General features: G+C 43.6%; 10 protein-coding genes and 1 rRNA gene. 10 read left to right on the top strand and 1 reads right to left on the bottom strand.

The genetic code is table 11. The features are described from left to right. The 10 genes from AC30SF_RS02985 (at position 1) to AC30SF_RS02940 (ending at position 11,120) form a co-directional block, all read left to right on the top strand. Positions 1-861 carry a phosphoribosylaminoimidazolesuccinocarboxamide synthase gene (locus tag AC30SF_RS02985; protein WP_314170901.1) on the top strand — a complete coding sequence of 287 codons (861 nt, stop codon included), beginning with the start codon at positions 1-3 and terminating at the stop codon, positions 859-861. Between the two features lie 65 nt (positions 862-926). Beyond that, positions 927-1,757 (top strand): SDR family oxidoreductase, encoded by an 831-nt coding sequence (locus AC30SF_RS02980; RefSeq protein WP_479744113.1) that lies wholly within the window; start codon positions 927-929, stop codon positions 1,755-1,757. A gap of 85 nt (positions 1,758-1,842) precedes the next feature. Next, complete coding sequence (argG, locus tag AC30SF_RS02975) at positions 1,843-3,180, top strand: argininosuccinate synthase (RefSeq protein ID WP_479744112.1); 1,338 nt, start codon at positions 1,843-1,845, stop codon at positions 3,178-3,180. Between the two features lie 190 nt (positions 3,181-3,370). Next, the gene (locus AC30SF_RS02970) at positions 3,371-4,315 is read left to right on the top strand and encodes a LysR family transcriptional regulator (RefSeq protein WP_489607515.1); all 945 of its coding nucleotides are present in this window, start codon (positions 3,371-3,373) and stop codon (positions 4,313-4,315) included. Beyond that, complete coding sequence (locus AC30SF_RS02965; protein WP_489607514.1) at positions 4,308-5,039, top strand: AzlC family ABC transporter permease; 732 nt, start codon at positions 4,308-4,310, stop codon at positions 5,037-5,039. Before AC30SF_RS02970 ends, AC30SF_RS02965 begins: the two co-directional genes overlap by 8 nt. Continuing rightward, positions 5,036-5,365: a branched-chain amino acid transporter permease gene (locus AC30SF_RS02960; protein WP_314170897.1), complete on the top strand. Its 330-nt coding sequence runs from the start codon at positions 5,036-5,038 to the stop codon at positions 5,363-5,365. The genes AC30SF_RS02965 and AC30SF_RS02960 overlap by 4 nt, the downstream gene beginning before the upstream one ends. A 114-nt stretch (positions 5,366-5,479) precedes the next feature. After that, positions 5,480-5,932 carry a DUF441 domain-containing protein gene (locus tag AC30SF_RS02955; RefSeq protein ID WP_489607513.1) on the top strand — a complete coding sequence of 151 codons (453 nt, stop codon included), beginning with the start codon at positions 5,480-5,482 and terminating at the stop codon, positions 5,930-5,932. Beyond that, positions 5,933-6,313 (top strand): DUF423 domain-containing protein, encoded by a 381-nt coding sequence (locus AC30SF_RS02950; RefSeq protein WP_489607512.1) that lies wholly within the window; start codon positions 5,933-5,935, stop codon positions 6,311-6,313. Between the two features lie 6 nt (positions 6,314-6,319). Beyond that, positions 6,320-10,321 carry an ATP-dependent RNA helicase HrpA gene (gene hrpA / locus AC30SF_RS02945; RefSeq protein ID WP_489607511.1) on the top strand — a complete coding sequence of 1,334 codons (4,002 nt, stop codon included), beginning with the start codon at positions 6,320-6,322 and terminating at the stop codon, positions 10,319-10,321. Positions 10,322-10,340: 19 nt separating this feature from the next. Further along, positions 10,341-11,120 carry a hypothetical protein gene (locus AC30SF_RS02940; RefSeq protein WP_489607510.1) on the top strand — a complete coding sequence of 260 codons (780 nt, stop codon included), beginning with the start codon at positions 10,341-10,343 and terminating at the stop codon, positions 11,118-11,120. Between the two features lie 1,261 nt (positions 11,121-12,381). Here AC30SF_RS02940 and rrf read toward each other — a convergent pair. Then, a 5S ribosomal RNA gene (gene rrf / locus AC30SF_RS02935) occupies positions 12,382-12,497 on the bottom strand. Between the last annotated feature and the right edge of the window lie 172 nt (positions 12,498-12,669).

The raw sequence follows: 12,669 nt of genomic DNA, 5'->3' as shown, positions 1-12,669 counted from the left end.
ATGACACAACTCAGTCTTAAAAAAATCTATTCCGGCAAAGTACGGGATTTGTATGAAATTGATGACAAACGAATGTTGATGGTCGCCAGTGACAGATTGTCGGCGTTCGATGTGATTTTAGATGATCCGATTCCGCGTAAAGGCGAAATCCTGACACAAATTTCTAACTTTTGGTTTAACAAACTGGCGCACATTATGCCGAATCATTTTACCGGTGACAGCGTTTACGATGTGTTACCCAAAGCGGAAGCCGATTTAGTGAAAGAGCGTGCGGTGGTGTGCAAACGCTTAACCCCAATTAAAATTGAATCTATCGTGCGCGGTTATTTAACCGGTAGCGGTCTGAAAGATTACAAACAAACGGGGACCATTTGCGGTTTAGTGTTACCAAAAGGTTTGGTAGAAGCCAGCAAATTGCCTGAACCGATTTTCACGCCATCCAGCAAAGAAGAAATCGGCAATCACGACATTAATATTAGCTATGCTGAGTGTGAAAACTTAATCGGCAAAGATTTGGCGGCGCAAGTGAAAGAAAAAGCCATCGCCCTTTATACCGAAGCGGCGAAATATGCCTTAACCAAAGGTATCATCATTTGTGACACCAAATTTGAATTCGGCTTGGATGAAAACGGTACGTTAACGTTGATGGATGAGGTATTAACGCCGGATTCCAGCCGTTTCTGGTCAGTAGAGACTTATCAAGAAGGCACAAACCCACCGTCTTTTGATAAACAATTTATTCGTGACTGGTTGGAAAACAGCGGTTGGAATAAACAGCCACCGGCGCCGAAAGTGCCGTCGGATGTCATTCAGAAGACCGTAGATAAATACCAAGAAGCCTTGGATTTATTAACCAAATAACACTTAAAGGAATTCCCGCTATGCATTAGAATAGTGGGAATTTTTTGTAACCGGATAGGAGTAATATGAGGTCGGTCGCCATTGTCGGGTTAGGTTGGCTAGGTTTGCCACTGGCGCGACATTTAAAAAATCTAGGCTGGGAAGTGAAAGGCACGAAACGCACTCACGATGGTGTAGAACAAATGCGTTTAATGCGTTTGGAAGCCTATCATTTGGAACTTACCCCTGAAATTAATGCGGATCCTGATGATGTCAGTGCATTGCTGGATGTGGATTCGTTGATCATCAATATTCCACCAAGCCAATATTTTTTCGATCTCAATCAATATGTCGAAGGCGTACAAAATCTGGTGAACGAAGCCTTATTACAAGGCGTAAGCCACATTATTTTTATTAGCTCCACTTCCGTTTTCCCTGAGATTTCCGCCAATTTTGATGAGTCCGTCATCCCACAGCCAAGTAGCGACATTGGTCGCGCCTTAGTTGAAATTGAAAACGCCTTGGCAAAAATGCAAGACATCGATTGCGATATTATTCGTTTTGCCGGTTTAGTCGGCAACGATCGCCACCCTGTTTATTCTCTTGCCGGAAAACAAGCACTCAAGTGCGGTCATTCTCCCGTGAATTTAGTCCATCTAGATGATTGCGCACGCGCCATTCAGTTATTGTTAGAAACCCCGGGCGGCTACCGTTTATATCATTTGGCAGCGCCAACGCACCCTACACGAGAAGCCTATTATCAGTATGCTGCGGAAAAATACGGGCTAGAACCACCGCACTTTATTAACTCAGAACAAGATCCGCAGCGCATTATCATGACGGAAAAAATTTGTCATGAATTAGAATTTGTTTACCAATATCCGGATCCGAATTTAATGCTGACAACAGAAGAATAAAAGTGCGGTTGTTTTTCGAAATATTTTTACAACGCCGTTTTATTAACCCCATTAACCCAAACAAACACAGATAAGGAAAGAAAATATGTCAAATACCATTTTGCAACACTTACCCAAAGGTGAAAAAGTCGGTATCGCCTTTTCCGGCGGCTTAGACACCAGCGCGGCACTGCTTTGGATGCGTCAACACGGCGCCATTCCTTGTGCTTACACCGCGAACCTTGGCCAACCGGATGAAGAGGATTACGAGGCTATTCCACGCAAAGCCAAAGAATATGGCGCAGAAATGGCGCGCTTAATCGACTGCCGCACGCAATTAGCCCAAGAAGGCATTGCAGCGATCCAATGCGGTGCGTTTCACGTGACGACAGGTGGTTTGACTTATTTCAACACTACTCCATTAGGCCGTGCGGTGACCGGCACCATGTTGGTCTCTGCCATGAAAGAAGATGATGTCAATATTTGGGGTGATGGCAGTACTTACAAAGGCAACGACATCGAACGTTTCTATCGTTACGGCTTAATGACCAACCCAAATTTAAAAATTTATAAACCGTGGTTGGATCAAAAATTTATCGATGAATTGGGCGGCCGTTTTGAAATGTCTAACTTTTTAATCGAGAACGGCTTTGATTACAAAATGTCTGTCGAAAAAGCCTATTCCACCGACTCCAACATGCTTGGCGCGACTCACGAGGCAAAAGACTTGGAATTCTTAAATTCAGGTATTCGTATCGTCAACCCAATCATGGGCGTACCGTTCTGGCGTGAAGATGTGAAAATCAAAGCGGAAGAAGTGACTGTGCGCTTTGAAGAAGGCATTCCGGTCGCATTAAACGGCAAAACCTTCGACAATATCGTAGAATTGTTCCTTGAAGCCAACCGCATTGGTGGTCGTCACGGCTTAGGGATGTCCGACCAAATCGAAAACCGTATCATCGAAGCAAAATCACGCGGCATCTACGAAGCCCCGGGAATGGCTCTCTTACACATCGCTTACGAACGTTTAGTGACCGGTATCCACAACGAAGACACCATTGAACAATACCGCATCAACGGTATTCGTTTAGGTCGCTTGTTATACCAAGGTCGCTGGTTCGATCCGCAAGCCTTAATGTTGCGCGAAACCGCTCAACGTTGGGTGGCTCGCGCGGTCACCGGTGAAGTGACGTTAGAGTTACGTCGTGGTAACGACTATTCCTTACTCAACACGGAATCGCCGAACTTAACCTACCATCCGGAACGTTTGAGTATGGAAAAAGTGGAAAATGCACCGTTTGATCCGGTCGATCGTATTGGTCAATTAACCATGCGCAACCTTGATATCACCGACACCCGCGACAAACTCGGTATCTATTCCCGCACCGGTTTACTGGCGACAAACAAAGATTCTGCGTTACCGCAATTATACAAAAAAGCGTAAAACGCTCTCTTTTCCGACCGCACTTTGAGACATCTCTGTGCGGTCTTCTTGTGTGATTTAACCTCAACAAAAAGGATGAACGGATTTGTTCAATCTATGCCTTAATTTTCTTTTCTGGAACATTAAAGCACAGCCTATTTTGGTGTATGATACGGTTTCATTATTTTCCTCATGAATATGAATCTTTCTCATGAAACCAATCTTTCTTGAACTTCGACACCTTAAAACTTTACTTGCCTTAAAAGAAACGGGCAGTGTTTCTTTGGCAGCAAAACGGGTTTATCTCACTCAATCCGCTCTTTCCCATCAAATTAAACTGTTGGAAGATCAATACGGCTTGCCGTTATTTGAGCGTAAAACTCAGCCGTTGCACTTTACACCGGCAGGTGAACGTTTGATTCAGCTTGCCAATGATATTTTGCCTAAAGTGATTGAGGCGGAGCGCGATTTAGCGCGGGTGAAACAAGGGGAAGCCGGCGAGTTGCGCATTGCGGTGGAATGCCACACTTGCTTCGATTGGCTTATGCCTGCCATGGATTTATTCCGTCAACATTGGCCGTTGGTGGAGTTGGATATTGTGTCCGGTTTCCATACCGATGCCGTTGGGTTGCTGTTAAGCCATCGTGCCGATTGGGCGGTTGTGCAAGAAGTGGAAGAGACTCCGGGCATTGTGTATAAGCCGTTGTTTTCCTATGAAATGGTGGGATTATGTGCAAAAGATCATCCGCTAGCAGCGAAAGAGGTTTGGCAGGCGGAAGATTTTATTGATCAAACGTTAATTACTTATCCCGTACCGGATGATATGTTGGATTTGTTGCGTAAGGTATTACACCCGAAAGGCATCAATCCGACCCGACGAACCAGTGAACTTACCATCGCCATCATTCAGTTGGTGGCAAGTAAACGTGGAGTGGCGGCATTGCCGTTTTGGGCGGCGAAGCCTTATTTGGATCGTGGTTACATCGTGGCACGAAAAATTACCGAACAGGGGTTACACAGTAATCTTTATGCCGCAACGCGAGAGTTGGATTCACAAATGGCGTTCGTGGATGATTTCTATGAAACCGTGAAAGCCCAAAGTTTTTCTACCTTGCCCGAATTGTCTATATTAGAAGAGATCTCGTTGTATGTCTGACGTAAAGACAAATTCTCATCCCATTTGGGCGGCGGCGAAAGCCGCCTTGCCCTATAGTGCGCCGATGCTCGCCGGCTTTTTGTTCCTTGGCGTGGCTTACGGCATTTACATGAAAGCACTTGGTTTTGGTGTTTGGTATCCCGTGTTGATGGCGTTATTCATCTACGCCGGTTCCGTGGAATTCATCATTGCCGGCGCATTAAGTTTGGCATTTGCGCCGTTAAATGCGTTATTGATTACCTTGATGGTGAGTGGCAGACAGCTTTTTTATAGCATTGCGATGTTGGGAAAATACGGAAAATCCTTGGGCAAAAAACGTCCATACCTTATTGCCACGTTGGTAGATGAATCTTTTTCCTTGAATTACATGGCAAACGTTCCACCGCATATTGATCGCGGTTGGTATCTCTTTTTTGTTTCGTTTTATTTGCATATGTATTGGGCAATCGGTGCTGGCATTGGCAACGTATTCGGGAACATTATTCCCTTTGATTTGAAGGGCATTGAATTTGCTATGACAGCATTGTTTTTAGTGATTTTTGCCGAAAACTGGGCGCAGGAAAAATCTCATGAAAGCTCTTTGTTAGGTTTGGCGATTGCCGCGATTTCCCTCATCGTTTTCGGACATGACTATTTCTTATTGCCAACCTTAATCGGCATCTGGACGGTATTGACTTTCCGTCGACCAAAATTGTCCTCAACCTTAAAGAGGATTGAAGAATGACATTAACCGAACAAATCATCACCATCGGTATTGCTGTACTAGGCGTGCAATTTACCCGATGGTTGCCGTTTTGGATTTTCCCGGCGAACCGCCCGATTCCCGAATATATCCGTTATTTAGGTAAAGTCTTACCTGCAGCAATGTTTGGTATGCTCGTGGTGTATTGTTACAAAAACGTGGATGTGTTTAGCGGCTTTCATGGCGTCCCCGAATTTCTTTCTGGTGCGATCGTCGTTGCGTTACATTTGTGGAAGCGCAATATGTTCTTATCCATCGCTGCCGGCACCATGTTATATATGTTCTTGGTACAACAGGTATTTGTATAAAAAGAGGCTAAAAAATGACCGCACTTTTCCTTCAGGAATTTTCTATACCGGCAAAGAAAAGACATGGCTTGTGCTATAATTTTCTGCGAATTTTTACCGCACTTTAGGATCAATATGTCGCTTCAATTCAATATGATTGCGTTACTTTTAGTGGTGTTAATTTTGCTTGGCATTCTTAGCCACAATAGCGCCATCACGATCTCCGCCGCCGTGTTACTGATCATGCAGCAAACATTTCTCGCTCAATACATTCCCTATTTGGAAAAATACGGCTTGAGCATTGGTATCGTGATTTTAACCATTGGCGTTTTGAGCCCGTTGGTTTCCGGCAAAATTCAGCTTCCCGGCTTGTCGGCGTTTGTCAGTTGGAAAATGTTCGTTGCCATTGCGGTGGGTGTATTGGTCGCGTGGCTTGCGGGCAGAGGCGTTCCGCTGATGGGGGAACAACCGGTTTTGCTGACAGGCTTAGTCATCGGCACCATTATCGGTGTCTCTTTTCTCGGCGGCATCCCAGTGGGGCCGCTTATCGCTGCAGGTATTTTGGCATTACTCATAGGAAAATTCTAAATGAAAAACAAATGGTTATTTATCGCCGCCTTGAGCGGTTTTTTATGTGTGACGATTGGCGCTTTTGCTGCTCACGGATTAAGCAAGGTTTTAGAGCCTAAAGAATTAGCGTGGATTGAAACCGGTGTGAAATATCAAATGTTCCACACCATTGCTATTTTAGCGATTGGCATTTTGCAATTGTGCCGTGAATCATTGGTTGCCTGCAAAATGGTCAATTTCGCCGCGGGTGCATGGGCATTCGGCATTCTTCTCTTTAGCGGCAGCCTTTATGCACTCGCACTTGGTGCAGGACAATTCCTGGTTTGGGTGACACCGATTGGGGGTACCTTATTTTTAATTGGCTGGCTTTGCTTGGCTTACGGCAGTTTGAAAAAGTAAATCAGTATGAAGAATAAAACCGTAAAACACGAATTGACCCCGTTACAACAATCCCTTTTTTCTCAATTAAATCACATCATGCTGGTAGATAAACGCCGTTTATCCGCCCGCATTCATGGCATCGGCAAAATTAAAAGCCAAGAAGCGCAGCAAGCCGTTGCGGCTGAAATCCAACAGCAAATTGAACAAGCAAGATTACGTGTAGAAAATCGTAAAAGTGCGGTGCAAAATCCCATCGTTTTTCCGGAAAGCCTGCCTGTTAGCCAACGCAAAGCAGAAATTCAAACACTGCTTTCCGAGCATCAAGTGATCGTGGTGGCAGGGGAAACCGGTTCGGGGAAAACCACCCAGCTGCCGAAAATGTGTTTGGAGCTAGGATTCGGCAATCTTGGCACAATCGGACATACCCAACCGCGCCGTATTGCGGCACGTTCGGTAGCTGCTCGAATTGCGGAAGAATTGCAAACAGAGCTTGGCGATTTAGTGGGGTATAAAGTCCGTTTTAACGATCAGATTAGCGATAACACCCAAATCAAGTTGATGACAGACGGGATTTTGCTGGCTGAAATTCAAACGGATCGTTTACTCAATCAATATTCTTGCCTGATTATTGATGAAGCCCATGAACGCAGCTTAAATAACGATTTTATTCTCGGTTATCTGAAACAGCTTCTGCCACGCCGTCCGGACTTAAAAGTCATTATCACCTCGGCCACCATTGATGTGGAACGTTTTTCCAAGCATTTCAATAATGCGCCGATTATCGAAGTCTCGGGCAGAACGTATCCCGTGGAAGTGCGTTATCGCCCCGTAGTGGAAGAAGACGATCAAGATCAGCTACAAGGCATTCTCAATGCGGTGGATGAACTTCAAGCGGAAGGACGCGGCGATATTTTGATCTTTATGAACGGCGAGCGGGAAATTCGCGATACTGCCGAAGCCTTGCAAAAACAAAATCTAAAACACACGGAAATCCTACCGCTCTTTGCCCGCTTGTCAGCGCAAGAACAAAATAAAATTTTCCACCCGAGCGGATTAAATCGCATTGTGTTGGCGACCAACGTAGCGGAAACCTCATTGACCGTGCCGGGTATAAAATATGTGATTGACCCAGGTACAGCGCGCATTTCTCGTTATAGTTACCGCACCAAAGTGCAACGCTTACCCATTGAGCCGATTTCCCAAGCCTCCGCCAATCAGCGGAAAGGGCGTTGCGGGCGGGTGAGTGAAGGCATTTGTATTCGTCTTTATTCGGAAGAGGATTTTAACAATCGTCCGGAATTTACCGATCCGGAAATTCTGCGCACCAATTTGGCTTCCGTCATTTTGCAAATGACGGCGTTGGGTTTAGACGATATTGAAGCGTTCCCTTTTGTGGATGCGCCAGATAAACGGCACATTCAAGATGGCGTGAAGTTGTTAGAAGAGTTGGGTGCGATTCAACCGAAAAAATATAAATCTCGTGATGGCGCGCGTCTCCCGACGCGTGCCCAAAAGTTGACAGATGAAAGCACGCGTCAGGAGACGCGCGCTAGCGAATCGACAGAGAAAAAACAAGGTTGGGAACTTACCCCGATCGGTCGCCAACTTGCCCAACTCCCGGTCGATCCACGCCTTGCCAAAATGCTTCTAAGTGCGGTCGATTTTGGTAGCGTTTATGAGGTAATGATTATTGTCTCGGCGTTATCCATTCAAGATCCGCGTGAACGCCCAACCGAAAAACAACAGGCTTCCGACGAAAAACATCGCCGCTTTGCCGATAAAAAATCGGATTTCTTGGCATTCTTGAATCTTTGGCATTATGTGCAAGAACAGCAAAAGGCATTGACGAAAAACCAATTCCGCCGTCAGTGCCAAAAGGATTTTTTAAATTATTTGCGCATTCGAGAATGGCAGGATATTTATCAACAAATTCGCCTTGCCGTGCGTGAAATGGGCTTGCCGATTAATTCGGAAAAAGCCGAATATCAGCAAATTCACACCGCACTTTTAAGCGGTTTGCTTTCTCATATCGGCTTAAAAGAAGCGGAAAAACAACAATATCTTGGCGCGCGCAATGCGCATTTTGCGATTTTCCCAAATTCCGTGCTTTTCAAAAAACAACCGAAATGGGTGATGGCGGCGGAGCTGGTGGAAACCTCCAAGCTTTGGGGACGCATGGTGGCGGAAATTGAGCCGGAATGGATTGAGCCGCTTGCCGAACACTTAGCGAAAAAATCTTATTCTGAACCGCGCTGGTCGAAATCCCGCGGGGCGGTGATTGCTGATGAAAAGGTGAGCCTGTATGGCGTGCCGATTGTGGCAGCCCGACCGGTGAATTACGGCGCCATTGACCCAAGGGTAAGCCGTGAAATCTTTATTCAATCCGCCTTGGTGGAAGGGGATTGGAATACCAAGCACAAATTCTTCAAGCAAAATCAGCAGCTGATTCGAGAAGTGGAGGAATTGGAACACAAAAGCCGTCGTCGCGATATTTTGGTGGACGAGCGCACTTTATTTGAGTTTTACGATCAGCGTATCGGCACTGACGTGGTGTCGCAAAAGCATTTTGATACTTGGTGGAAAAAGGCAGAAAAACAAGATCCCGAGCTGCTTAATTTTGAACGCTCATTTTTGATTAACGATGATGCGGAACAAGTGAGCAAGCTGGATTTCCCGAATTTCTGGCATCAAGGCAATCTGAAACTCAAACTGACTTATCAATTTGAACCGGGCACAGATGCGGACGGCGTGACCGTGCATATTCCGTTGCCGTTGCTCAACCAAGTGGAAATGACGGGGTTTGATTGGCAAATTCCGGGCTTGCGGGAAGAACTGGTGATTGCGCTGATTAAATCTCTGCCGAAATCTTATCGCCGTAATTTCGTGCCGGCACCGAATTATGCCCAAGCCTTTTTAGGACGCGCCGTGCCATTGGAAAAACCGTTGTTGGATACGTTGATTTATGAATTGCGTCGCATGACGGGCGTCACCGTAGAAGCGGAACATTGGAATTGGGAACAAATTCCAAGCCATTTGAAAATGACCTTCCGCGTGGTGGATGAAAACGGCAAGAAAATCGCCGAATCCATGAATTTAGACGAGCTGAAATTTAGTTTAAAAGATCGTGTACAGGAAAGCATTTCCGCGGTGGCGGACGATGGCATTGAACAAAGTGGACTGCATATTTGGAGTTTCGCCGAGCTGCCACAATGTTACGAACAAAAACAGCGCGGTTTCAGTGTGAAAGCGTTCCCTGCCATTGTGGACGAAAAAGACGCGGTGGGCATCAAACTGTTTGAAACGGAATTTGAACAAGCGGTGGCAATGCAGCAAGGTCTGCGTCGCTTGTTGTTGCTCAACGTGCCATCACCGATTAAATATCTGCATGAAAAATTGCCGAATAAAGCCAAATTAGGGCTGTATTTCACGCCGTTTGGCCGTGTGTTGGATTTGATTGACGATTGTATTGCCTGTGCCGTGGATAAACTCATTGCGGATTTTGGCGGCTTTGTGTGGAACGAAGAAGGTTTTGACAAACTACGGGATTTTGTGCGTGAAAACGTTAATGAAGTTACCGTGGATATTGCGCAAAAAGTCGAGCAGATCCTTACACTTACACATCAGATCAATCAACGTTTAAAAGGCAAAATGGATTTCACCATGGCATTTGCGCTTTCCGATATAAAAAGCCAAATTGCCGGTTTGATTTATCAAGGCTTCGTGCAAAAAAGCGGCTACACCCGCCTGCCGGATTTACTCCGCTATCTGCAAGCCATCGACAAACGCATGGATAAACTGGCTCAAGATGTCAATCGTGATCGCGCCGCTATGTTACGCGTGGAACAAGTGCAACAAGCCTACCAACAACTTCTTGCCAAACTGCCAAAATCTAAACCGATTTCGGATGAGGTGGCGGAAATTCGTTATATGATTGAGGAATTGCGAGTGAGTTTGTTTGCACAGCAGTTAGGGACCAAGTATCAGGTGTCGGATAAGCGGGTTTTAAATGTGATTAGTAGCATGTGATTTTAAGGCGATTAATTATATGATTGATTTTATTTCTCATAATTTTATCTCTATTACTCCTATAGTTATATCGTTATTTGCCTTATATTTTTCTATAAAGGCATACAAACATAATGTTTTTAATTCTAAAGTTCAAAGCTATTATCAAAAAGCCTCATATCGTGTTTTTTTAGTTAAAATTAGTTTTTGGGATAAATTATGGGATAACTATAGTTTCAAAGTAAAACTATATAATTCTTTTTTTTCTGATAGTTATCCCTTTCCTTATAAAATTTGTATAACTCCTAATATAGGTGGAATAGCTAGAGCACAGACATTTGATCTTATTAGCACAGGAAAAACACTAGGAATAGATAGAACACTACCAATTGTTCTAAATAAGTTTAAAAAATTTGATACCCTTCATAAAGGATATGCCTATCATCAAATTTTATCGTTTATAGAATCTGACAAATACCCTTATTTTTGTTTTTCTAATGAAGAATCAAGAGAATTCAGTCGCTATCATTTTTGTATTGAAATTACTGACTTTAATAATAATTCTGAAGTATGGTATGTTGGTTTTTCTCTAGTAGTAAATAGAGATAAAGATATGAAAGTGACAGATTATGAATTTGAAGATATTAATATTGTATCTCCTAAAGATGTAATTAAAAATCTATATAGAATATTATCTTTTAATAAAAGTTTAGATGAAATAAAAAAAGAGAAGGACTTTGATAAGGCTAAATATGATTTACAGCTTTTTGAAATGAAAACATATTTTTTGTTTCTGAAAAATATTAGAAGTTGTTTATAGATTTAAAGTTAACTCACGATTGCTCAAGCATAACCTCCGACGATAGCGCGCGTCAGGAGAGCAGCCAGCATGGGGCTAGTACAACAAGCCTACCAACAAATTCTTGTTAAGCTCCCGAGATCCAAACCCTAAGATAGCGCAAGCGTCCACGCTTGTGCTATCTTGGTCCAAGCGAGGACGCTTGAACCATCGCTCTGTTTTTAGAAAGTACGGTCATTTTTTCAAACGTTTTCAATCTCAAAAACACTTTTAAAATCTACCGCACTTTTGTTTATCGAAACTCCACATAAACCTTCTTCCCTAAGATAGCGCAAGCGTCCACGCTTGTGCTTATTTGGTCCAAGCGTGGACGCTTAAACCATCTTTCTGTTTTGAAAAGTGCGGTTACTTTTCCAATCATTTTTAAGTGTTATCGTGCAAAACTGAGTTTCAACAGTTCATATTAAGTCTGATTCTTCTATAAATAAACATATAAAAATAACAATCCGCACGTAAAACATGTGGTTTTTAGGCTCCCCTATAAGGACCTATACTTCGCAAGCCACTCAAGGCTTGTAAAAACTGACAAACGTATCTAATGGTTTCCCTAACTACTCTTTAAAAGGGGCGATATGTTCTTCGTTGATAAATTATCTTGAAGTATGTCTTCTTTTTCTTAATTCCTTTATATAGCCCTCCACGACTTTTGTATTTAAGCCTACTGCGCTGACAAAAATCCATTCATCCAGAAATGTCTATTTCTATATCACTATTTTAGTGAATTGTGGCGTGCAATTTGTTGCACGAAATCGTGAATAGCCGGAAGGGTTAAATAACGTTCCATGCGTGGATTGATCGTGCATCAAGATGCACGCTACGCATGAAATCATGAATTACGCATCGGAGTTTAATCATTCGTGCAACAAGTTGCACGCTACGTGGGGATAAATAATCCCCCGAAATAGAGCGCGTCTCCTAATATGTACCTTTTCCAAAAATATCAGTACACTCTAAGAAGAGTACGCTATCTATATGAATCCTTCAAGATAGCGCAAGCGTCCACGCTTGTGCTTATTTGGTCCAAACGAGGATGATTAGCATTGTTCTATTCTTAAAAATGCTGCTACCTTTCTAAGTATTTTTAAGTTTTATCACGCAAAACGGCGTTTTAGTGATTCATATAAAATTCAGCTTGATATCAAACTAGCAAACAAAATACGCACATAAATATATAAAAATCAAAAACCCCCGACGCTCTCACATCAGGGGTTCATACGAATAAACTTGGCGGTGACCTACTCTCACATGGGAATCTCCCACACTACCATCGGCATAACAGCGTTTCACTTCTGAGTTCGGTATGGAATCAGGTGGGTCCACCGCATTATCGCCGCCAAAAATCGGTCGATGATATTCTTCTCTTTCTCTCTTATCTCTTTCTTTTTATTTCTCTGTCTTCTTCAAACTAAAACAAGCTGACTCTCCACTTTCTCTTCTTCGTCTACTCTCTTAACTGTTACCCTCTACTTCACTCCATGCTCCAGGTCTCCCCCAAAACACTTGAGCGTTG

The organism is Aggregatibacter valvarum, assembly GCF_980468985.1.
The sequence above is the reverse complement of the archived record's forward strand: the minus strand, read 5'-3'. Positions and strand labels throughout refer to the sequence as shown.

What these genes read in the sequence shown, in the direction of transcription:
- AC30SF_RS02985 (WP_314170901.1), top strand. Translation starts at nt 1, where the DNA reads ATGACACAACTCAGTCTTAAAAAAATCTATTCCGGCAAAGTACGGGAT.
- AC30SF_RS02980 (WP_479744113.1), top strand. Translation starts at nt 927, where the DNA reads ATGAGGTCGGTCGCCATTGTCGGGTTAGGTTGGCTAGGTTTGCCACTG.
- argG (WP_479744112.1), top strand. Translation starts at nt 1,843, where the DNA reads ATGTCAAATACCATTTTGCAACACTTACCCAAAGGTGAAAAAGTCGGT.
- AC30SF_RS02970 (WP_489607515.1), top strand. Translation starts at nt 3,371, where the DNA reads ATGAAACCAATCTTTCTTGAACTTCGACACCTTAAAACTTTACTTGCC.
- AC30SF_RS02965 (WP_489607514.1), top strand. Translation starts at nt 4,308, where the DNA reads ATGTCTGACGTAAAGACAAATTCTCATCCCATTTGGGCGGCGGCGAAA.
- AC30SF_RS02960 (WP_314170897.1), top strand. Translation starts at nt 5,036, where the DNA reads ATGACATTAACCGAACAAATCATCACCATCGGTATTGCTGTACTAGGC.
- AC30SF_RS02955 (WP_489607513.1), top strand. Translation starts at nt 5,480, where the DNA reads ATGTCGCTTCAATTCAATATGATTGCGTTACTTTTAGTGGTGTTAATT.
- AC30SF_RS02950 (WP_489607512.1), top strand. Translation starts at nt 5,933, where the DNA reads ATGAAAAACAAATGGTTATTTATCGCCGCCTTGAGCGGTTTTTTATGT.
- hrpA (WP_489607511.1), top strand. Translation starts at nt 6,320, where the DNA reads ATGAAGAATAAAACCGTAAAACACGAATTGACCCCGTTACAACAATCC.
- AC30SF_RS02940 (WP_489607510.1), top strand. Translation starts at nt 10,341, where the DNA reads ATGATTGATTTTATTTCTCATAATTTTATCTCTATTACTCCTATAGTT.